Here is a 20,865-nt window from a genome sequence, read left to right on the forward strand (position 1 = left end):
CGATCGCTGCGGCCCGGTCAGCCCGCTCACTTGAACTGATAGGACGCGGCGACGTAGAAGAAACGTCCCCGCGGATCCGTGTAGCTCGGGTCATAGCCCGAGATGAAGAAGTAGGCCTGGTTCGAGAACGGCGGCGCGGTGTCGAACAGGTTCTTCACCCCCGCGCGCAGCGTCAGCGCGGACGTGGCCTCCCACCCGCCGGACAGATCCCACAGCGAATAGGCCTTGACCTTGTTCTTGCCGACGATCGATCCGGTGTTGGTGTCGATGGCCGAGTTCTGGTCCTGGTAGCCGCTGTAGAAGGTGTTGGCCAGGTTGACGCTCCACGGTCCGCGCGACCAGTCGAGGTTCAAGCGATGCCGCCAGCGCTGCACCACGCCATCGGTGACGAAGCGCCCGAGGTTGCTGAGGTAGGGATCGCCGTCGCCGGTCTGCTTCTTGGAGCTCAGCGTCCACGTGCCCACCAGCTTCACGCCGAAGCGGCCCAGCGCGGTCGCCGGCGAGCGGTACTGCATCGTGATGTCCAGCCCTGAGGCCTTCTGCTTGCCGCGGTTCTCCTTGCGCAGCTCGATGTAGCAGATCTCCGAATCGTCGGGGTCGTAATCGCAGCCCGGCAGGCCCTCGTCCTCGTTGTAGCGGTGCACGAGCGGCTCGTACTTGGCGAGGTTGGACAGGATCACATCGTCGCCCAGCGTGCTGATCAGGTCGCGCTTCTGGATGTGCCAGTAGTCCAGCCCGACGCTGATCTCCGGCGTCGGGTCCGCCAGCACGCCGATCGAGAACTGCCGCGACTTCTCCGGCTTGAGCTTGGCATTCGAGTACGTGCGCGTTTCCCAGTTGTTGGCGCAGAAACCGAGGTCGTTGTCGTTCTCGGCCATGCACACGGGATCGGGCAGGGTGGCGGTCTCGCTGACCTTCACCGAGCGGTACAGGTCGTTCATCGACGGAGCGCGGAATCCGGTGCCGGCCGACGCGCGGAAGGTCAGGTTGTTCATCGGCGCGTAGCGCAGGCCGACCTTCGGATTCGTCGTCGCGCCGACCTCCTGGTAATGGTCGTGGCGCAGCGCGAGCTGCAGCTCCCACTGCTTCGTGATCGGCGCGAGCAGCTCGCCGTACGCCGCCCAGACCTTGCGGGAGTTGTTGGTGAACTGCGCGTCGCCCGGCGAGCGGTCGCCCAGGATGTTGTCCGTCATCAGCAGGTCGCTGGCGGCGGAGCTCGACTTCTCGCGGCGCAGTTCGGCGCCCAGCGCCAGCGCGAGATCCCCGCCAGCCAGGCGCGTGAGCGAGCGCGTCATCTTCGCGTCCAGGCTGTCCATCGAGCCGCGCGCGCGCCGCACCTCCTGGTTGATGTTGTTGTCACGCAGGAACGCGAGTCCCGCGGCGCTCGACGGGCCGAAGGGATTGAGCAGCCCGGTCGCGTAGGCGTCCAGCGTCTGGTCCTCGGGCAGGTAGCCGCGGACGTCGCGGTCGGACACCTTGTTGACGCTGTGGTTGTAGCCCCAGTCGTAGTCCCACGCCCCGATCGTGCCGGTCATGCCGACGACCACGCGGCTGCCGGTGCTCACGAGCTCGCTGGCCCGCGGTCCCGCCTCCAGCATGCGCGTGCGCACGGTGATGAGGCGGTCGTCGGGCAGCGCGTCGCCCAGCCCGGTCGCGGCCAGCGCGGGGATCATCGACACGTCCAGGTCGGCGTCGATCCGGTTGCTCGTGCCCACGTACCAGCTCTTGCTGCGTGTGTAGGACGCCTCGACGAAGGCCTCGTGCCGGTCGCCCAGCTTGAGCACGCCGCGGCCCAGGAAGCTGCCCTTGTCCGTCTTCGGATAGAGCTCCAGGTCGCGCATGTAGTCGTAGGTGCAGCCATCCACGCCGCCGATGCCGGTGGGCAGGTACAGCGTGTGCGGCGCCTGGCAGGTCGGCACGCTCAGGTTGATGGTGCGCGTGGAGATCGGCTTGCCGTTGATCGCGAAGCCCTGCGACTCGAGGTAGTCGAGCTGGTCGCCGCCGAGCCGGATGTTGCCGGGGAACCCGGCCGAGGACAGCAGGTGCGGCAGCCGCTCCGGGATGCGCAGGTCGGAGATGAAGTCGCGCTGCGAGGTGCGCAGCGCGCCGGTCTTCTGGAAGTCCAGCACCCCCATCACGTTGAAGCCGTCGCGCGCGAGATCGCCGTGACCCGCGGCGATCGACGCGGTGCGCTTGCTCGCGCCGCCCTCACCGGACTTGCCCGCGAGGACGTCGAGCTGCACGCCCTGGTAGTCCTTGCGCGTGATGAAGTTGATGACGCCGCCGATGGCGTCCGTCCCGTAGATCGCCGAGGCGCCGTCGAGCAGCACCTCCACGCGCTCGATGGCGGCGGCGGGGATGTTGTTGAGATCGACGCCGTTGTCGTCGCCCGGCGAGGCGAAGTTGGCCATGCGCCGCCCGTTGAGCAGCACCAGCGTCGAGGACGTGCCCAGGCCGCGCAGGTTGGCCGAGTTGAAGCCCATCTGGTCGCGGAAGCCGCCGGTGCCGATGCTGACGCCGTCGGTGAGGCTGTTGCTCACCGAGGAGACCGTGGCCATCAGCTCCGCGGCGGTGGTGACGCCGGCCTTGACGATGTCCTGCCGCGAGATCACCTGCACCGGCAGCGCGCCTTCGTCGGCGATGCGCTTGATCGCGGAGCCGGTGATCTCCACGCGCTGCAGCTGCTGGGCCGGTGCGGAGGCCGCGGCCGCGGGCGGCGCCACCTGCGCCACCTGCGCCTGCGTGGACGTCGACGCGATCAGTACGCCGAACGCGGCACCGAACGCGGCACCGACGGCCCGCGCCAGTGGCGAGCGCGGCAGGCGAGGGGCGGGGAACAGCGAGGGATGCGGAAGGCGAACAGTCATGGCGGGCTCCCTGTGGCCGTGGGGGGTGGCTCTGTCGGACCAGTCTAGGGAGCGTGTCGTCACGGACAAGGGTGGTGACCCGCGACAGTCGCGACGAAGCAACTCGGTTGTGACCAAAGGTCACCCGTTGGCGGGTGGGGAAGGCTATGGTGGGATGAACAGCCGCCCCCCAGGCGGTGGGAGGCCTTGTCGATGATCGATCGCTCTTCGCTGCGCCGCGCCGCCGGCGTGTTCCTGATGGCCTGGGCATTGGCGCCCGCGTGGGCCGCATCGCCCACCGCGCCCGCCGCGCCTGCCCGTCCGGCGACCGGCGCCAAACCGTCGGCGAGTCCCTCCGCGGTGCCCGCCACGACCGCCGCACCGGGCGCCCAGGCAACGCCTGCCCCTGCGGCGGATGTCCCCATTAAAGGCCACGCGATGGCGATCGGGGGCGCCCTGAAGGCGGACAACGACGAGGTCTGGAACCGGCTCATCGCCCTGGCGGGGGGCAAGGGCGCGCGCTTTGTCGTCTTCGGCACGGCGGCCGAGGATCCCGAGGCCAGCGCCAAGCAGGTCGTGGAGCAGCTCCAGCGCAGAGGCGCCATCGCCGAGGCGCTGCCCGTGGCGCCCAAGTTCCCGTGGGTCGACCTCAACAAGGTGGTGCGCGATCCGGCGCTGATCGCCAAGGTGCGCGGCGCCAAGGGCATCTTCTTCACCGGCGGCTCGCAGGAACGCATCGTCGACGTGCTGTTCCCCGGCGGCCAGTCCACGCCGATGCTCGACGCGATCTGGGATGTGTACCGGCGCGGCGGCGTCGTCGCGGGCACCTCGGCCGGCGCGGCGGTGATGAGCACGGTGATGTTCCGCGACGCCCCCAGCGTGATCAGCATCCTCAAGGGCCAATGGGAGGAGGGCAAGCAGATCGATCGCGGACTCGGTTTCGTCGGCCCATCGCTGTTCGTCGACCAGCACTTCCTCAAGCGCGGCCGCTTCGGGCGCATGGTGCCGCTGATGCTGGCCAAGGGGTATCGGCTGGGGCTGGGCGTGGACGAGAACTCCGCGGCCGTGATCCGCGGCGACGAGGTCGAGATCCTGGGTCACAAGGGCGCGTTGCTGGTGGATCTGAGCGAGGCCTCATCCGATCGCTCGCTGGGCGTCTTCAACCTGCGCAACGCCAAGCTGACCTACCTCGACCACGGCGACCGCATGAACCTGCGCACGCGCGGCGTCACGCCCTCTGCGATCAAGCTGCGCGGGCAGAAGCTCGAACCCGGCGCGCCCGACTACAAGCCCTACTACACGCTGCCGCAGTTCTACACGGACATGCTGGGCGACTCGACCATCTCCACGGCGATGTCCATCCTCATCGACAGCGTGCAGCCGGAGTTCCGGGGCCTGAGCTTCGAGGCCGCGCCCAAGGCCGGCGACAACCTCGCCGACCTGGGTTTCCTGTTCCGGCTCTACAAGGGCCCGGGCAGCATCGGCTGGAGCACCGACGAGCTCGGCCCCGAGGACTACACCGTCGTCAATCTCTACCTGGACGTGACGCCGGTGCGGATGCCGCTGCCGCTGTTCGCGCCCTGGCCCGGCGACCGCAAGCCCAAGAGCCCGGCGCCGGCCGAGGAGCCGCCCGCGGGGGAGCGTCCGCAGCAGCAATGAACACGCCATGAACACGCGGTGGACGCGTGTCGCCGCGCGCCGGCATGCCGATTGCTGGCCGCTCGCGCAAAGCCGCTAGCATGCGGCGTTCGCCCCTTTCCTGGAGTCTCCTGCGTTGTCGCGAAAACCTCTCACCCTTGGGCGTGGCGCCCGTGGGGCGGTCCTGCTCCTGCTGACGGCGGCGTTGGGCCTGCCTGTCGCGGCGCAGAACCGGCCCGCGCCGGTCGGCCAGACGGCGCCCGCGCCGGTCCCGATGCCTGGCGTCCCGGCCGATCCGACCGCCCCTGGCGCGCCTGCCGCCGCGGCCAGCCAGGCCATGGCCGCGCCGGTCTCCGCCAGCGCGCGCCGGCTGTATGACCGCAGCCGCGCGCAGCTGCTGCAGATCCGCACGCTGTTCAACGGCAGCCAGGCCTCGGTGGGCTCGGGCTTCGTCGTCAGCGCCGAGGGCCACGTCATCACCAACTACCACGTGGTCAGCCAGCATGCGCTGGAGCCCGACCGGTATCGCCTCGAGTACCAGACGCCCGAGGGCGACGGCGGCGAGATCCAGCTGGTGGACTTCGACGCGCGGCGCGATCTCGCGCTGCTGCGCATCGTGGCCAAGCCTGGCGACGCCAAGGCCGATCCCCGCGGCGTGGTGGCGCGTATGACGGCCTCGCCGCTGCGCTTCCGCAAGATCGACCAGCCGCTGGCCAAGGGCGAGCGGATCTACTCGATGGGCAACCCGCACGACATCGCGTTCGCGGTCGTCGAGGGCACCTACAACGGCCTGGTCGAGCGCAGCTTCGATCCGCTGATCTACTACTCCGGCTCGATCAATCCGGGCATGAGCGGCGGCCCGGTGCTGGACGAGGACGGCGAGATCGTCGGCATCAACGTGTCGACGATGCTGTTCCAGCAGCAGATCAGTTTCCTGGTGCCGGCGGAGCATGCCGCGGCGCTGCTTGCGCGCAGCCGTCAGGCGACGCCGGTCAAGGGCGCGGCCTGGCCGCGGCTGCGCGAGCAGCTGATGGCCTATCAGGAGGAGCTCTCGCGCAACTTCCTGGCGCAGCCCTGGCGCACGCTCTCGCACCCGCGCTACCGGCTGCCCATCCCGCAGGAGCAATACATGCGCTGCTGGGGCAGCGGCACCTCGTCCGACGCGCAGGGCCTGCAGATGCAGCGCACGCAATGCCGGATGGAGCACGCGCTGTTCATCAACGAGTCGCTGCAGACCGGTTACCTCGGCGTGAGCGAGGAGGTCTACGACGGCAGCAAGCTCGGCGCGATCCGCTTCGCCGCCATCTACTCGGCGAGCTTCCGCAACGAACGGCTGGGCGGGCCCGACCGGGACCGCACCGCGCCCTACTGCAAGGAGGACTTCGTCCAGCAGAAGGACGGACCGCCACTGCGCACGGTCGCCTGCCTGCGGGCCTATCGCAAGCTCGAGGGCCTGTTTGATCTCACGGTGCTGGTGACCAACGTGGACGCGTCCACCGAGGGCGCGCTGGGCCGCTTCGACGCCCGCGGCGTCAGCTTCGCGAATGCCACCAAGCTGACGCGTCATTACCTGCAAGGATTCGCATGGGCCACGCCGCGGTAATCGAGATCATCGACCGGGACGGTCATTGCCGGGAAACGCACCGGGTGCGCGCGTGGCCGCTGCGCATCGGGCGCTCGCCGCATTGCGACCTCGTGCTGTCGGACCCGCACGTGGCGGCTGAACACGCGCTGCTGCATTGGGACCGCGACGAGCACGCCGCCGAGCTGTCCACCGAGGCGTCCGCGGAGCCGTCCGCTGAAGCACGCGACGACGAGCGTCCCGTGCTGGAGCTGCTGCCCAGCCACAACGGCGGCTGGCTGGAACAGCGCAAGCTGGCCGCGGGCAGCCGTGAGACCTGGCCGGCGTCCGAGGTGCTGCAGATCGGCACGACGCGGCTGCGCTTGCGGACCTCGCTGGACGCGTTGCCCGACGAGCAGGCCGTGAGCGCCGCGGACTGGCCCGTGAAGCGCACGCGTCGGCCGGCCTGGGCGCTGCCCACGCTGCTCGCGGCCTGGGTGGTGATCCTGCTGATCATCAACTGGGCCGGCGACGACGGCTCGGCCACGTGGGTCGATGTCGTGAGCCTGCTGCTCAAGCCGGTGGCCGCCGCGCTGATCTGGGCCGCGGTCTGGGCGCTGATCACGCAGCTCTTCCGGCACTGGTTCGCGTTCGGCGCGCATCTGTGGCGGGTCGTGGTCGCGGGCCTGGCCTTCGTGGTGCTGGGCGCGGTGGTGCCGCTGACCGCGTACATGTTCAACCTGCCCAGACTGCTGGTGATCGACCAACTGGCGATGTCGGTCGGCGGCGCCGCGCTGCTGTGGTGGCATGCGTCGGTCGTCTGGCCGCGTGCGTCGCGGCGGGTGGCCGTGGGCGTCGGCGCGATGGCGCTGATCGGCCTGGTGCTGACCGTGGGCGGTCGCGGCGAGCAGCAGTACTGGCTCGGCCCAAGCTACATGGCCACGCTGGCACCGCCCGCGTTGCGCCTGGCGCAGCCGACGTCGGTGGACAGCTTCGTCGATGGCATGGACAAGCTCGAGGCGCCGCTGCTGCGGCAGGCCGTCAAGCGCAACGAGCAGGCGGGCGGGAGCGGCGATAGCGACGAATGAGCGGGACCCCGGCCTGGCTGCGGCGCCGCCGCCAGGCCACCACCGGCAGCTCGATCCATCGCCCGATGAGCCAGCAGCCGGCCACGGCGAACGCGACGGCGAAGCAGAAGGTCAGCGCCTCAGGCAGCGCGCGATAGATGCCGGCCTTGACCAGCAGCGCAAGGGCGATGTTGATCAGCAGGCAGTGGCCGAGGTACAGCGAGTACGACGCCGCGCCGAGCTGCGTCAGCACGGCGGGCACGCGCACCGGCGCGCGCCGTTCCCATGCGACCAGCGTCGCGAGCACCAGCGCCGAGGCCAGCCCCAGCGCGACGCGGCCGCCGAACGCGTGCGCGCCTGACGGGCCGAGGCGCTCGTAGAGCACCGCGCCCACGAAGATCAGCGCCACCGCCGCCCGCTGATGGCGCCACAGCGGCAGCGCGGCGCGTCGGGCGATGAGGCCCACGGCCACGCCCATCAGGAACTGCAGGCAATGCGGATCGCCGAGCTTGAGCGGCAGGGGCTCACCGGGCAGCGCGCCGAAGGCCTGCGCGACGACCAGCACGGCCCACAGGCCGTAGAGCGCCAGGCCCGCGCGCAGGTGCAGCAGCAGCGCGCAGAAGCTCAGGTAGAACAGCACCTCGTATTGCAGCGACCAGGCCACGCCGACGTACTCGGGCGGCTGACCGCCAATCCACAGCAGCAGGGTGCCGGGGATGTCGTCGGCGCCGAACTCCGACATCGTGGCGCGTCCCGTCAGCCAGCGTGACAGCAGGGATGGCACGGCGGTCATGGCCAGGATCAGCCAGTAGATCGGAAACACGCGCACGAAGCGCTTCCACAGGTAGCCGGGCCAGCGCGACGCGCCTTGTCCCAGCTCCGCATGGTGGACGTAGGTGATGATGAAACCGCTGAGCACGAAGAAGAAGTCGACACCGACGTAACCGAAGTCGAACATCCCGCCCAGCGTGACATGGCCGCTGAACTGCGGCACGCGCATCAGGTGCGTGGCGTGCATGAGCACGACGGCCAGCGCCGCCAGCGCGCGGGCGGCCTCGATCGACGCCAGCTTGGGCGCGGCGGCAGCGGAGGGGGCAGCGAGGCGCGACGTGGGGGGAGCGGCGCTGGGAGTGGTGGATGTGGCGGTCGAGGCCATGGTGCGGCGACGCGTCTGCGGACGGCTGAGGGCAGCTCCGCACGGTAAATCCGACCGTCGAGGCGCGGGTGCGCAAGGTCCCCCGGGACGGGGGAACCACTCCAGGGGACAGTCCCCTGCAAGGGGGCGGGAAGCCCCCGGCGTCAGCTGGCGCTCAGAGGCGCTCAGGCGATCAGGCGCTCAGACGTTTTTCCATGAACACCGACAGCGGATCCGCGGCGTAGGCGCCGAAGGGCGCGCGGCGGTCGTAACCCAGGGTCTCGTAGAGCTTGAGCGCCTCGGGCTGGTGCACGCCGGTCTCCAGACGCGCCACGGTGATGCCTTGTGCCCTGAGGTGGGCTTCGAGCTCTTCCATCATGACCTTGGAGATCCCGCGTCCCCGGAAATGCGGTTGGACGAACACTCGCTTGATCTCGCCGTAGGGGCCTTCGACCGCGTCGTCGACGACCTTGACCGCGGCGCAGCCGGCGAGCCATTCGGCGAGCCACACCCCGATGAAGCGCACGCGCGGCTGGGACAGGCCGTGCGGGTCCTCGAGGTGGTTGCTCTCGCTGGGGTAGAGGGCCGCCATGTACGCGTCAGACTGCGCCAGCAGGGACATCGCGGCGGGGCTGTGGGGGTCCAGGGGTTCGATCTGCATGACCGAACGGTAGCAACCCATGTGCCCAGAGGCCGCGAACGGCCTGAAAGGGTTTGCAAGCCAACGTTCGCTTGCAAACTGTCATAAGCGTGAAGCAAGCCGATAGGCCGGATTCTGTGCACGGCGCCTCTTTCGATTGACCGTGTGACCGCCATTCATCTGGGCCGGGCATCACTGCCCGGCTCGGTGCCACCTACCCGCCAGCTCTGCGAGCCGCATCAACGCTGGCCTACTTGGTGTTGCTGCGCGTAGAGATTGCCCGTTTCACCCGAACCAGGCGAAGCCTGGTTCGGGTGGCTATCCGGATCGACGCTTGCGCGCCGCCCGTGATGCTTTCGCATCCCGGGTCGGGGCTTTCGCCCCGTCCGAACAGAACACCCGGTCCCAGACCTGGTTCGACTCGTCTCTGTTGCTCTGATCCTCGGCTTTCGCCGGGCAGCCGTTAGCTGCTACGCCGCTCTATGCAGTCCGGACCTTCCTCCAGTGCCGTGTTTCCACGATCGCACCAGCGGCGGTCTGGCTTGCTTCACGGGGCGGGAGTGTACTTGAGCAGCGACTCGATCGTCGCCTGCACCGCCAAGGCCTCGGCGAAACCGGGCAGGCTGTGTGATCGTCCCTCCAGCATCGCGGCCCAATGGGCGAGCTGGTCGGTCATGCCGTTCATGCGCAGCGTTTCCGCGTCGCCCAGGCTCTGCACCCGCTCGCCCTGACGCTGCTGCGTCACGCCGAACCAGTCCCGCAGCTCGATCTCGCCCTCGCTGGCGCGCCAGATCATGCGGTTGTCGTCGGCGCGCTCGCCGCCGATGCCCGCGCTGATCGTCACCGGCACGCCCGAGGCGACCAGTTCAGCCTCCAGCGAGGTCTCCGAGCCCACGCCGTCATCCGGATACACGACTTCGCTGCGCGTCACGCGGGCCGGTCCCAGCACGCGTTGCAGCACGAAGATGAAATGCGACAGCACCTCGCGCGAGAACCCGCCCTCGGCGCGCTGCGACAGCCAGGGACCCGCGCCGGCCTGCCAGGGGCGGGGCCAGGCGGCGAACCGCAGCTCGATGCCCACGCTCGCGAGCGCGCCCAGCGGCCGCCGCGACGCCGCGCCGAAAGCCAGCTGCAGCTGGGCCAGTCCGGTGGAGGAGGCCAGCGAGTAATTCACCGCGGCGCGCTGGCGCTCGCGCTCGATGCGGGCGATGCACTCGCGCGCGGCGTCGAAGTCGGTGGTCAGCGGCTTTTCGCAGAGCACCGCCAGGCCGGCGTCTAAGGCCTGCTGCGACAGGGCGATGTGCGGCCCTGGCGGCGTGGCGATGTACAGGCCATGCAGGCCGGGCTCGCGGATCAGCGCCTCGGCGCTCGTGGCCGCGCGCAGCAGCGGGTAATGCGCCAGCACCTGGCGCAGCACCTCGGGGTTCTCATCCCACACGCGGGTGACCCGCAGGCGTGCGTGCCCGGCCAGCCGGGCCAGCATGCGCTGCCCCATCACCCCGAGTCCGACCACCCCAATGCTCAACACGCCTGGCACCACCGCTCTCCGCCCGAAATCATTTCGCGAAACGTCGCAGTGTAGGGGGCCCCGCTACACTGCCCGGCGTCTCCTCGCACGCTCGCATCGCACGGGCCCGCCCGCATGAACCCCGAAGCCAGCCAACTGTGGCGCGCGCCGCGCTGGGCCCTCGCCATCCTGCTGGCCGCGCTGGCCACGGTGGGGCCGTTCTCCATCGACACCTACATCCCCGCGTTCGCCGGCATCGCCAAGGCGCTGGACGCCACGCCCATCGAGATGCAGCAGACGCTCTCGGGCTACCTGCTGGGCTTCGCGGTGATGAACCTCTTCCACGGCGCGCTGTCGGACAGCTTCGGGCGTCGCCCGGTGGTGCTGTGGGGCATGGCCGTCTTCGCGCTCTCATCGATGGGCTGCGCGCTGGCCGGGAGCATCGGCCAGCTCGTGTTCTGGCGCACGGTGCAGGGCCTGTCGGCTGGCGCGGGCGTGGTGGTGTCGCGCGCCATCATCCGCGACATGTTCCCGCCCTCCGAGGCGCAGCGCGTGATGTCGCAGGTGACGATCTTCTTCGGCCTGGCGCCGGCGATCGCGCCGATGATCGGCGGCTTCCTGTACGTGCACGCGGACTGGCACGCGATTTTCTGGTTCCTGGTCTTCGTCGGCGCGCTGCTGTTCGCGGTGACCTGGCGCCTGATGCCCGAGACGCTGCACCGCGACCACCGCCAGCCCTTCCACGTGGGCTCGCTGCTGCGCGGCTACCGCTCGCTGGTGGGCAGCCGCCGCTTCCTGCTGCTGGCGCTGGCCAGCGGCATCCCGTTCAACGGCATGTTCCTGTACGTGCTGGCCGCGCCGGTCTTCCTGGGCGAGCACCTGGGCCTGGCGCCCACGCAGTTCTTCTGGTTCTTCCTGTTCAGCATCGGCGGGATCATGGGCGGGGCCTGGCTCAGCGGGCGGCTGGCCGGGCGCATCGCGCCGCGCAAGCAGATCCGCCGCGGCTTCTTCATCATGGGCGTCACGTCCATCGCCAACATCATCTGCAACCTGACGCTGCCGCACAGCGTCTACTGGGCCTTCCCGCTGATCAGCAGCTTCGCGTTCGGCTGGGCGCTGATGGTGCCGGTGGTGACGCTGCTGGTCCTGGACCAGGCCCCGGAGCGCCGCGGCATGGCGTCCTCGCTGCAGGCCTGCATCGGCAGCGCCGCCAACGGGCTGGTGGCCGGCGTGCTGGTGCCGCTGGTGATGCACTCGATGCTGACGCTGGCCATCGCCTCGGCCTGCATGATGTGCATCGGGCTGGTGGCCTGGAGCTGGGTCAAGCGCGAGGTCTCCACGCCGGTGGCGTGACGTCCGACCGCCCGGGGCTGCTCAAGAAACGGCGCCGCGCTCCGAAATAAGGGGGAGTCCTGCCCCGGAGCGATCCATGTTTCAGCGTCCCGGCCTCGGCATCTGCTTGCCGGCCGTCCTTGGTCTGTCCCTGTTCCTCGCCGGCGCCGCGCATGCGGCGGAGCCGGCCGCCGCTCCCTCGGGCGAACCGCTGCGCGACCGGCTGGCAGACCGGCTCAAGGAAGACGCCGCGGCGCTCAAGCTGAGCACCAGGCCCGCGCAGGCCCCCGCCGACGTCAAGACCAGCAACCCGGTCGACCAGCGCGCGCGACGCGCCGCGGCCAAGCCGGCGAACGCGGCCTCGGCGGCGAAGTCCACCACGCCCTGGTCCTACACCGGCGAGGGCGCACCCGACAAATGGGCCCAACTGCAGCCCGAGTTCCGCCAATGCGGGGTCGGCACGCGCCAGAGCCCGATCGACCTGCGCGACACGATCAAGGTCGATCAGGAGCCGATCCAGTTCGACTACAAACCCGCCAGCTTCTCGGTGGTCGACAACGGCCACACCATCCAGGTCAACGTCAGCCCGGGCAGCGCGCTGCAGATCATGGGCCGGCGCTACGAGCTGCAGCAGTTCCACTTCCACCGCCCCAGCGAGGAACGCATCAACGGCCGCCAGTACGACATGGTCGCCCACCTGGTGCACAAGGACGCTGACGGCCGCATGGCCACGGTGGCGGTGCTGCTGGAGCGCGGTCAGGACCAGGCGCTGATCCAGACCGTCTGGAACTACCTGCCGCTGGAGCGCGGCGACACCTACACCGCCCCCGTCCCCATCGACCTCAACCAGCTGTTGCCCAAGGACCGCGGGTACTTCTCGTACATGGGCTCGATGACCACGCCGCCCTGCACCGAGGGCGTGTTGTGGATGGTGCTGCGCCAGCCGGTGCAGGTCTCGTCGCAGCAGATCTCGGTGTTCTCGCACCTATACCCGATGAACGCGCGTCCGCTGCAGGCGCAGTCGGGCCGCCTGATCAAGGAATCCAACTGAACCGGGCGACGACCCAGGCAGGCAACGATCTGAGCCGCGGAAATCCTGTTTTCCGCTTCGGGCCGGGGTTGTGACACGCGTCACGGCCTCGGCCTTCTTCTTGGTGAAAACCCTTGGTTACCGATGGCGCTCCCCGCACAATCCGGCCCGCCCCTTGATTCCCCTGGATTGACCGCCGTGTTGAAGACCATCAAGTCCCGCCTGATCGCGATCAGCATCGTGATCGTCGTGGCCGCCGTCGCGCTGGCCACCTTCGCCAGCTACTGGGCCGTGCGCGGCCATGCGCGCCAGCAGGTGCAGGCGCAGCTGACCGACCTGGCCACCGCCAACGCCAATGGCGTGGCCGCCTGGGTCAAGACGCAGAAGGACATCGTGGCCGCGATGGCGCCCGCCGCGCAGCTCGAGGATCCGCGCCCGGTGCTCACGCAGGCGCAGCAATCGGGCCGGCTGGACCTGGCCTATGTCGGCGGTGCCGACAAGCGCATGATCTCCATCCCCGACCGTCAACGTCCCACGGACTACGACCCCACCGGCCGCAGCTGGTTCAAGCTGGCCTCGGGCAGCGATCAACCGGTGATCAATCCGCCTTACGTGGCGGCCTCCAGCAAGAAGCTGGTCGTGACCTTCGCCAACGCGGTGCGCGCTGGCGGCGAGGTCAAGGCGGTGACCGGCACCGACGTGGCGCTGGACGAGATCGTCGCCACGATGAAGTCGATCAAGCCCACGGCCAGCGGCTTCGCGATGCTGCTGGACAAGCAGGGCACCGTGATCGCGCATCCGGACGCGGCGCTCACGCTCAAGCCGGTCAAGGAGCTGTCGGCCACGCTGAACGAGGCCCTGCTGGTCACCGCGCATGGCGACGAACCCACGCTGGCCGACATCGGCGAGCAGCGCTTCTTCCTGAAGGCGATCGACGTGCCGGGCACCGACTGGGTGCTGGTGGCCGCCGCCGAGCGCAACGAGGCGCTGGCCGCGCTCTCGGACGTGCTGCGCAACGCGGGCCTGACGATGCTGGTGGTGACGGCGGTGGCCGCGCTGGTGGCCGCCGCGGCGGTCGGCGCGCTGCTGAAGGGGCTGGCGGGCATCAAGCGCGCGATGAACGACATCGGCGCGGGCGAGGGCGACCTCAGCCAGCGCCTCGAAGTGCGCGGCGAGGACGAGATCGCGGACATCTCCCGCGGCTTCAACCAGTTCGTGCACAAGATCGAGCAGGTGATGCTGCAGGTCCGCGAGACGAGCCAGTCGATCGCGGTGGCCTCGCGTCAGATCGCCGCGGGCAACCACGACCTGAGCCAGCGCACCGAGGAGACGGCCAGCAACCTGCAGGAGACGGCCAGCTCGATGGAGGAGCTCAACAGCACGGTGGCCAACAGCGCCGCCAACGCCGATCAGGCGCGCCAGCTGGCCGACACCGCCAGCCGCGTCGCGCGCCAGGGCGGCGAGGCGATGGGCCAGGTGGTCTCGACGATGCAGGAGATCAGCACGAGCTCGCGCCAGATCGGCGACATCATCGGGACGATCGATGGCATCGCGTTCCAGACCAACATCCTGGCGCTGAACGCCGCGGTCGAGGCGGCACGCGCGGGCGAGCAGGGCCGCGGTTTCGCGGTCGTGGCGGGCGAGGTGCGGGCGCTGGCGCAGCGTTCGGCGAGCGCGGCCAAGGAGATCAAGACGCTGATCACGGCCAGCGTGGAGCGCGTGGAGACCGGCACCCGTCAGGTGTCGACCGCGGGCGACACGATGAGCGAGGTGGTGGGCAGCGTGCAGCGCGTGGCGCAGATGATCGGCGAGATCAGCCACACGGCGCAGGAGCAGAGCCACGGCATCGGTCAGGTCAACGTGGCGGTGGCGCAGCTGGATCAGGTGACGCAGCAGAACGCGTCGCTGGTCGAGGAATCGGCCGCCGCGGCCGAGAGCTTGAAGGATCAGGCCCAGAGGCTGGCCGACGTCGTCGGCACCTTCCGCCTCAGCGGCTCCTGAACTCCCTCGCCCGCTTGCGGGAGAGGGTCGGGGTGAGGGCCAGCGGCGGTGGCAGCGCGCCCGCGCCGTTCAACGCGCCGCGTTCACCTCGTGGAACCGCAGGAACATGTCGGTGGCCGAGTCCGCCACCTGACGCTGCTGCGCCGCGTCCAGCGGCGGCTGCCCCATGGTGATCTGCGGCCAGAACGCGAAGCCCTTCACCAGCGCCTGCAGCTGAGCTGCCGCGAACGCCGGATCGCCCTCCCGCAGCCGCCCGTCGGCCATCGCCGCGCGGATCCACACGGTCAGCGCCTCCTCGCGGCCGCCCAGCCGGCACAGCATGTCCCGCGCCCGCTGCGGCGCGTGGATCGCCTCGGCGATCAGCACCCGCGCCAGATCCAGGAACTGCGGGTCGTCGCTCATCGCCAGCTTCTGCTCCACCAGCGTCAGCAACTGCTCGCGCAAGGGCCGGTCCGCGCGATAGCTCAGCTTCAGCTTGGCTTCGGTCGCGACCCAGAGCCGCTCCAGGATCGCGTCGAAGAGCGCGTCCTTGCCGCTGAAATGGTTGTAGACGGTCCGCTTGGACACCTGCGCCCGGCCGGCGATGCGGTCCATGTTGGCGACCTCGAAGCCGTGCTCGCGGAACTCCGCGATGGCCGCGTCCACGATGGCCTGGCGCTTGCGGTCGGTCAGCCGCAGCCGGTCGCCCTCGGTGTCCACGGGCGGGGCAGGGAGGACGGGCTCGGCAGCGGTCGGCAAGGCGTCGGAAGTCATGGGATGGAATCTTACACCGGGGAGTTTACTTTTCCGGATCCGGCGTCTAGACTCTCGCAAAACTACACTGTGTAGTGCAAGTTTTCAAATGCGCCGAACCTCCCCCCGTTCATTGCTGCCGCTGTCGATGACCGCCCTGAGCGGGGTCGCGACGGTGCTGGTTGTTGGAGCCCTTGCCATGACTGCTTCCCGCGTGATGTCCTCGCCCGCCACGGCGTCCCCCCTGACCCCGCTCCCGGGGGTGTCCGCTCCCGCGCCGGAGGGCACCCAGCCGCCGCTCGAATCCTCCCCGCAATGGGCGAAGGGCCGCTTCCACAACCCGGCCGTCGAGCCCGAGCAGGGCTTCTGGAAGACCGTCGGGATCTTCTGGGACTTCATGGTCAACAAGCCGTCCGGCACCGCGCCGGATCAGCCGATCCAGGTGCAGGCGCTGACGAAGGCCCAGCTCCTGGCGGCGCCGGACCGGACGCTGTTCCGGCTGGGGCATTCGACGGTGCTGCTCAAGCTCCGCGGCCGCTTCTGGCTGACGGACCCGGTGTTCTCGGAACGCGCCTCGCCGTTCTCCTTCATGGGACCGAAGCGTTTCCATGCGCCGCCGATCGCGCTGGATGAGTTGCCCGAGATCGAGGCCGTGATCCTGTCGCACGACCATTACGACCACCTGGACCACGACACGGTGCTGGCGCTGGCGCCCAAGGTGCGCCACTTCGTGACGCCGCTGGGCGTGGGGCAGCGCCTGATCGACTGGGGCGTGCCGGCGGCCAAGGTGAGCCAGTTCGACTGGTGGCAGGGGACGTCCATCGCCGGGCTGCAGCTGACGGCCACGCCGGCGCAGCATTTCTCGGGTCGCGGGCTGAGCGACCGCAACACGACGCTGTGGGCGTCGTGGGTGCTGATCGATGACGACCTGCGCGTCTTCTTCAGCGGGGACACCGGCTACTTCGACGGCTTCAAGACGATCGGCGAGCGCTTCGGCCCCTTCGACCTGACGCTGATGGAGACGGGGGCGTATGACCCGCGCTGGCCCTACGTGCACATGCAGCCGGAGCAGACCATGCAGGCGCACATCGACCTGCGCGGCCAGCGGCTGCTGCCCATCCACAACGGCACCTTCGACCTGGCGATGCACCGCTGGCAGGACCCGTTCGAGCGCATCAGCGCGCTGGCGCGGCTGCGCAACGTGGAGCTGGTGACGCCGGTGATCGGCGCGCCGCTGGCGATGCAGCAGCCGGGGGCGACGCCGCAGTGGTGGCAGGGCGGCGCGACCGCCGCGGAACCCGGCCGAGCCGCCGCCAGCGCGTCGCCGAAGGCCTCCGCTGCAACCCCCTGAGCGCCCTGAGCGCCCCTGAATGAGCGCCGACGCGGCTCGAACGCGAGCCCCCTTTCCGCTTCAAAAGCCCGGTCTGACCGGGCTTTTTGCATTCCTCCCACTTTTTCACCACCATCGGCGCGTTTCTGACCCATCGAAGGGGGTCGGCCTCACCGCCGAGCGCCCTCTTCGGGGTGATCGGGTCGGACGGGCGGTCCCAGTTTCAGGGGGGTACGGACCTTCGAATTTGTTGATCCATCACTTGCACAGCAGTTCTTAAGTCCTTCATTTTGAACATCTTTTTTTTGACCCACTGACTTCAAAATGGGAGCTAAGTAATTGATTTGATTAGGAAAAACGCCAAATTTCCTTGACCAGCACGGTCCCCGCCATTAAAGTGGGAGAAAGTGCAATTCGGTGGGGCAAAGTGGCGAATGTCGTGTTTCAGGGGGCGAGTGCCTTGGCGTTGGACGCCAAGGGGCGCTTGACCGTCCCTGCTCGGCACCGCGAGGTCCTGCAGGCGCTGTGCGGCGGCCAGCTGACGCTGACCAAGCACCCGGAAGGCTGCCTGATGGTCTTCCCCCGTCCCGCCTGGGAACAGTTCCGCGACAAGGTCGCCGCGCTGCCGATGTCCGCCGCCGGCTGGAAGCGCGTGTTCCTGGGTAACGCGCAGGATGTCGAGATCGACGCCGCCGCCCGCGTGCTGATCGCGCCGGAGCTGCGCGCCTCCGCCGGCCTGCAGAAGGACACCATGCTGCTGGGCATGGGCAGCCATTTCGAGCTCTGGGACGCCCAGGCCTACGCCACGCACGAGGCCGCCATCATGCAGTCCGAGATGCCGGCCGTGCTCCAGGACTTCAGCTTCTGAATGCCATGAGCGCCCCGACCCCGACCGACAACCCCTTCACCCACACGACCGTGCTGCTGCACGAGACGGTGGACGGCGCCTTCACCGATCCCGACGGCATCTACGTCGACGGCACCTTCGGCCGCGGCGGGCATTCGCGCCTGCTGCTCTCCCGGCTCGGGGAGAAGGGGCGGTTGATCGCCATCGACCGCGACCCCGAGGCGGTCGCGGCCGCGACGTCCGGACAGACGCGGGTCGATGACCCGCGTTTCCACATTTGCCACAGCGCGTTCGCCGACATGGCCGCGCAACTCGATGCGCTGGGCATCGACCAGGTCGACGGCATCCTGCTCGACCTCGGCGTGTCCAGCCCGCAGATCGACAACCCGGAGCGCGGCTTCAGCTTCCGCTTCGACGGCCCCCTCGACATGCGCATGGACACGACGCGGGGCGAGAGCGCCGCGGACTTCCTCGCCCGCGCGGAGGTGTCTCAACTCGCACAGGTGATCCGCGACTATGGCGAAGAACGGTTTGCTCTCCCGATTGCAAAGGCGCTTGTGGCTCGCCGGGAAGGCGGGCGTCCTGTACGAACAACCGCCGAGCTTTCCCAAGTCGTGGCTGGTGCGGTCAAAACCCGCGAGCCGGGCAAGGACCCTTCAACGCGCACATTTCAGGCTCTACGGATATTCGTCAACGCCGAGCTTGAAGAGCTGCAGCAGGGCCTGAACGCCGCGCTGTCCAAGCTCAAGCCGGGCGGCCGGCTGGCGGTTATCAGCTTCCATTCGCTGGAAGACCGCATCGTCAAGAACTTCATCGCCTCGCACAGCAAGGAAGAGTTCGACCGCCGCGCCCCGTTCGCCGCGCCCAAGCCGCAGCCGCTGCGCGCGATCGCGCGCGTGAAGCCCAGCGAGGCCGAGGTGGCCGCGAATCCGCGCTCGCGCTCGTCGATCCTGCGCGTGGCCGAGCGCACCGACGCGCCGCTGCCGCCGCCCGTGCCCGAGGACACCGGCAAGCGCAGAAAGGGAGGCTCGCGATGATCGGCCGCCTGAACCTGCTGCTGATCCTCGCGGTGCTCGTGTCCGGCATCTACATGGTGCGCAGCGCCTACGAGTCGCGCCGCCTGTTCACCGAGGTCGACCGCGCCCAGGCCGAAGGCCGCCGGCTCGAGGCCGACTATCAGAAGCTGCTGGCCGACCGTCAGGCGCAGGCGACCAACCTGCGCGTCGAGCAGGTCGCGCGCGAGCGCCTGAAGATGCGCCCGATCTCGCCGGCCATCACCTTCAATCCCGACGCGCCCGCCATCGAGGCGAGCGGCGTGCGCGGCCGCGTGCCGGCGCAGGGAGCGGCCCGATGATCGGCAAGCTGCGCAAGGCGCTGGGCAAGGGGCAGGGCGGCTCGTCTCGCAACGGTTCGCGCAATAGCGGGCGCAACAACGCGCGCAACACCGTCACGCGCGGCGTCAGCTATTCCAGCAGCCCGCTGCTGGCGTCCAAGACGCCGCCGTGGCGTTCGCGTTTCCTGGTCGCGCTGGTGGGGCTGGCCTTCACCGGGCTGCTCGCGCGCGCCGCCTACATCCAGCTCATCGGCGAGGACTTCTTCCAGCGCCAGGGCGAGGCCCGCTACGCCCACAAGATGGAGCTGCCGGCCAGCCGCGGCAAGATCAGCGACCGCAGCGGACAGGTGCTCGCCGCCAGCGTCGCGGTGCCGTCGATCTGGGCCTTCCCCAAGGAAGTCGACACCGACCCCGACAAGCGACGCCAGCTGGCGAAGATCCTGGGCATGTCGGGCGCCGATCTCGACAAGCGCCTCGATCCCGCCAACCGCTTCGTCTTCCTGCGCCGCCAGGCTGACGACGAGACCGCCCGCAAGATCAAGGAACTCGGCCTGAAGGGGGTGTTCCAGGACCGCGAGTACAAGCGCCAGTACCCCGAGGGCGAGGCCGCCGCGCACATCGTCGGCTTCACCAACATCGAGGAACAGGGCCAGGAAGGCATCGAGCTCGCGTTCCAGAAGGACCTGCAGGGCCGCGACGGATCGCGCTCGGTCGTGCGCGACCGGCTGGGCCGTGTCGTCGAGGACATTGGCGAGCGCGTGCCCGAGACCAACGGCAAGGACATCGAACTGTCCATCGACGCCAAGGTGCAGTTCTTCGCCTACCAGCGCGTGCGCGACGCGGTGGCGGAGAACAACGCCAAGGCCGGCTCGGTGGTCGTGCTGGACGCGCGCACCGGCGAGATCCTCGCGCTCGCCAACTACCCGAGCTACGACCCGGGCCACCGTCAGAACCTGTCGGGCGAGCAGCTGCGCAACCGCGCGCTGACCGACGTCTTCGAGCCCGGTTCGACGATGAAGCCCTTCACGGCGGGCCTCGCGCTGGAGACCGGCCGCGTGCGTCCGGACACGCTGCTGAGCACCGGTCCGCGCAGCGTGGTGATCTCGGGCTGGTCGCCCACCGACGCGCACCCGCACGGCGACCTGACCGTGCAGCAGGTGATCCAGAAGTCCAGCAACATCGGCGCGGCGCGGCTGGCGCTGATGATGCAGCCGCGCGAGATGCACGAGATGTTCACCGCGATCGGCCTGGGCCAGCGGCCGCAGATCGACTTCCCCGGCGCGGTGACCGGCAAGCTGCGCCCGTGGAAGAGCTGGCGTCCGATCGAGCAGGCGACGATGAGCTACGGCTACGGGCTGTCGGCCTCGCTGCTGCAGCTGGCGCGCGCGTACACGGTGTTCGCGCGCGACGGCGACATCATCCCGATCACGATGACCAAGCACCCGGCCGACCAGCCGGTGGTGGGCATCAAGGTCTTCAGCCCCAAGGTCGCCGCGGACATCCGCGGCATGCTGCAGATGGCGGCGGGCCCGGGCGGCACCGCGCCGCAGGCGATGGTCCAGGGCTACAGCGTCGGCGGCAAGTCCGGCACCGCGCACAAGCAGGAAGGCAAGGGCTACGCCAGCCACAAATACCGTTCCTGGTTCGTGGGCATCGCACCGATTTCCAAGCCGCGCATCATCGTGGCGGTGATGGTCGACGAGCCGAAGAACGGCCAGTACTTCGGCGGCGCCGTCGCCGGTCCGGTGTTCAGCCAGGTCGTGGCCCAGACGCTGCGCCTGCTGGGCGAGCCGCCTGATCTGGACGTCAAGCCGCAGATCGTGGCGCAACAGCGGCTGCAAGCCGTCGACGAGAGTTTCTGAGCGG

The 20,865-nt window shown here is 69.4% G+C and carries 16 protein-coding genes and 1 other RNA gene; 11 read left to right on the plus strand and 6 right to left on the minus strand.

Annotated features, from left to right (window positions below):
* Positions 1–26: 26 nt before the first annotated feature.
* On the minus strand, positions 27–2,867 hold the full coding sequence (locus tag ACNI65_RS03165; protein ID WP_416761137.1) for a TonB-dependent receptor: 2,841 nt from the start codon (positions 2,865–2,867) through the stop codon (positions 27–29).
* 192 nt (positions 2,868–3,059) lie between these two features.
* Here ACNI65_RS03165 and ACNI65_RS03170 point away from each other — a divergent pair, with 192 nt between their 5' ends.
* The 3 genes from ACNI65_RS03170 (at position 3,060) to ACNI65_RS03180 (ending at position 7,133) form a co-directional block, all read left to right on the plus strand.
* Complete coding sequence (locus tag ACNI65_RS03170; protein ID WP_416761138.1) at positions 3,060–4,505, plus strand: cyanophycinase; 1,446 nt, start codon at positions 3,060–3,062, stop codon at positions 4,503–4,505.
* Between the two features lie 253 nt (positions 4,506–4,758).
* Complete coding sequence (locus tag ACNI65_RS03175) at positions 4,759–6,087, plus strand: S1 family peptidase (RefSeq protein ID WP_416761139.1); 1,329 nt, start codon at positions 4,759–4,761, stop codon at positions 6,085–6,087.
* Complete coding sequence (locus ACNI65_RS03180; protein ID WP_416761140.1) at positions 6,069–7,133, plus strand: FHA domain-containing protein; 1,065 nt, start codon at positions 6,069–6,071, stop codon at positions 7,131–7,133. Before ACNI65_RS03175 ends, ACNI65_RS03180 begins: the two co-directional genes overlap by 19 nt.
* On the opposite strand, the gene ACNI65_RS03185 is transcribed toward ACNI65_RS03180, so the two are convergent.
* The 4 genes from ACNI65_RS03185 to ACNI65_RS03200 all read right to left on the minus strand — a co-directional run bounded on the left by ACNI65_RS03185 (position 7,087) and on the right by ACNI65_RS03200 (position 10,415).
* Positions 7,087–8,268, minus strand: a complete 1,182-nt coding sequence (locus tag ACNI65_RS03185; RefSeq protein ID WP_416761141.1) for an acyltransferase family protein — start codon at positions 8,266–8,268, stop codon at positions 7,087–7,089. The genes ACNI65_RS03180 and ACNI65_RS03185 overlap by 47 nt on opposite strands.
* A 172-nt stretch (positions 8,269–8,440) precedes the next feature.
* Positions 8,441–8,908: a GNAT family N-acetyltransferase gene (locus tag ACNI65_RS03190; protein WP_416761142.1), complete on the minus strand. Its 468-nt coding sequence runs from the start codon at positions 8,906–8,908 to the stop codon at positions 8,441–8,443.
* Positions 8,909–8,995: 87 nt separating this feature from the next.
* Positions 8,996–9,436, minus strand: an RNA gene (gene rnpB / locus ACNI65_RS03195) — RNase P RNA component class A.
* On the minus strand, positions 9,435–10,415 hold the full coding sequence (locus tag ACNI65_RS03200) for a Gfo/Idh/MocA family protein (protein WP_416761143.1): 981 nt from the start codon (positions 10,413–10,415) through the stop codon (positions 9,435–9,437). The genes rnpB and ACNI65_RS03200 overlap by 2 nt, the downstream gene beginning before the upstream one ends.
* A 114-nt stretch (positions 10,416–10,529) precedes the next feature.
* Here ACNI65_RS03200 and ACNI65_RS03205 point away from each other — a divergent pair, with 114 nt between their 5' ends.
* The 3 genes from ACNI65_RS03205 (at position 10,530) to ACNI65_RS03215 (ending at position 14,757) form a co-directional block, all read left to right on the plus strand.
* The gene (locus tag ACNI65_RS03205; RefSeq protein ID WP_416761144.1) at positions 10,530–11,747 is read left to right on the plus strand and encodes a multidrug effflux MFS transporter; all 1,218 of its coding nucleotides are present in this window, start codon (positions 10,530–10,532) and stop codon (positions 11,745–11,747) included.
* Between the two features lie 76 nt (positions 11,748–11,823).
* Complete coding sequence (locus ACNI65_RS03210; RefSeq protein ID WP_416761146.1) at positions 11,824–12,777, plus strand: carbonic anhydrase; 954 nt, start codon at positions 11,824–11,826, stop codon at positions 12,775–12,777.
* A gap of 177 nt (positions 12,778–12,954) precedes the next feature.
* Positions 12,955–14,757, plus strand: a complete 1,803-nt coding sequence (locus ACNI65_RS03215) for a methyl-accepting chemotaxis protein (RefSeq protein ID WP_416761147.1) — start codon at positions 12,955–12,957, stop codon at positions 14,755–14,757.
* A gap of 69 nt (positions 14,758–14,826) precedes the next feature.
* Here the strand turns inward: ACNI65_RS03215 and ACNI65_RS03220 are convergent, their stop codons facing one another.
* Positions 14,827–15,456 carry a TetR/AcrR family transcriptional regulator gene (locus tag ACNI65_RS03220; RefSeq protein ID WP_416763555.1) on the minus strand — a complete coding sequence of 210 codons (630 nt, stop codon included), beginning with the start codon at positions 15,454–15,456 and terminating at the stop codon, positions 14,827–14,829.
* Between the two features lie 232 nt (positions 15,457–15,688).
* Between ACNI65_RS03220 and ACNI65_RS03225 the strand changes: the two genes are divergently transcribed.
* From ACNI65_RS03225 to ACNI65_RS03245, 5 genes are all read left to right on the plus strand, one after another.
* Positions 15,689–16,840 carry an MBL fold metallo-hydrolase gene (locus ACNI65_RS03225; protein ID WP_416761148.1) on the plus strand — a complete coding sequence of 384 codons (1,152 nt, stop codon included), beginning with the start codon at positions 15,689–15,691 and terminating at the stop codon, positions 16,838–16,840.
* A 406-nt stretch (positions 16,841–17,246) separates the two neighbouring features.
* Positions 17,247–17,687: a division/cell wall cluster transcriptional repressor MraZ gene (gene mraZ / locus ACNI65_RS03230; protein ID WP_416761149.1), complete on the plus strand. Its 441-nt coding sequence runs from the start codon at positions 17,247–17,249 to the stop codon at positions 17,685–17,687.
* Positions 17,688–17,692: 5 nt separating this feature from the next.
* Positions 17,693–18,703: a 16S rRNA (cytosine(1402)-N(4))-methyltransferase RsmH gene (rsmH, locus tag ACNI65_RS03235; protein ID WP_416761150.1), complete on the plus strand. Its 1,011-nt coding sequence runs from the start codon at positions 17,693–17,695 to the stop codon at positions 18,701–18,703.
* Positions 18,700–19,020 (plus strand): cell division protein FtsL, encoded by a 321-nt coding sequence (gene ftsL, locus ACNI65_RS03240; protein WP_416761152.1) that lies wholly within the window; start codon positions 18,700–18,702, stop codon positions 19,018–19,020. Before rsmH ends, ftsL begins: the two co-directional genes overlap by 4 nt.
* Positions 19,017–20,861, plus strand: coding sequence for a peptidoglycan D,D-transpeptidase FtsI family protein (locus ACNI65_RS03245; RefSeq protein WP_416761153.1), 1,845 nt, complete (start codon positions 19,017–19,019; stop codon positions 20,859–20,861). The genes ftsL and ACNI65_RS03245 overlap by 4 nt, the downstream gene beginning before the upstream one ends.
* Positions 20,862–20,865 lie beyond the last annotated feature (4 nt).

Origin of the sequence: Roseateles sp. So40a, assembly GCF_048081605.1 — a bacterium.
Lineage (GTDB): Bacteria > Pseudomonadota > Gammaproteobacteria > Burkholderiales > Burkholderiaceae_C > Roseateles.

Bases quoted from the DNA above. Each gene is read 5' to 3' on its own strand.
- ACNI65_RS03210 (WP_416761146.1), top strand. From the start codon at position 11,824: ATGTTTCAGCGTCCCGGCCTCGGCATCTGCTTGCCGGCCGTCCTTGGT.
- ftsL (WP_416761152.1), top strand. From the start codon at position 18,700: ATGATCGGCCGCCTGAACCTGCTGCTGATCCTCGCGGTGCTCGTGTCC.
- ACNI65_RS03205 (WP_416761144.1), top strand. From the start codon at position 10,530: ATGAACCCCGAAGCCAGCCAACTGTGGCGCGCGCCGCGCTGGGCCCTC.
- ACNI65_RS03170 (WP_416761138.1), top strand. From the start codon at position 3,060: ATGATCGATCGCTCTTCGCTGCGCCGCGCCGCCGGCGTGTTCCTGATG.
- ACNI65_RS03175 (WP_416761139.1), top strand. From the start codon at position 4,759: ATGCCTGGCGTCCCGGCCGATCCGACCGCCCCTGGCGCGCCTGCCGCC.
- ACNI65_RS03225 (WP_416761148.1), top strand. From the start codon at position 15,689: ATGACTGCTTCCCGCGTGATGTCCTCGCCCGCCACGGCGTCCCCCCTG.
- ACNI65_RS03165 (WP_416761137.1), bottom strand. From the start codon at position 2,867: ATGACTGTTCGCCTTCCGCATCCCTCGCTGTTCCCCGCCCCTCGCCTG.
- ACNI65_RS03185 (WP_416761141.1), bottom strand. From the start codon at position 8,268: ATGGCCTCGACCGCCACATCCACCACTCCCAGCGCCGCTCCCCCCACG.
- ACNI65_RS03180 (WP_416761140.1), top strand. From the start codon at position 6,069: ATGGGCCACGCCGCGGTAATCGAGATCATCGACCGGGACGGTCATTGC.
- ACNI65_RS03190 (WP_416761142.1), bottom strand. From the start codon at position 8,908: ATGCAGATCGAACCCCTGGACCCCCACAGCCCCGCCGCGATGTCCCTG.
- ACNI65_RS03245 (WP_416761153.1), top strand. From the start codon at position 19,017: ATGATCGGCAAGCTGCGCAAGGCGCTGGGCAAGGGGCAGGGCGGCTCG.
- rsmH (WP_416761150.1), top strand. From the start codon at position 17,693: ATGAGCGCCCCGACCCCGACCGACAACCCCTTCACCCACACGACCGTG.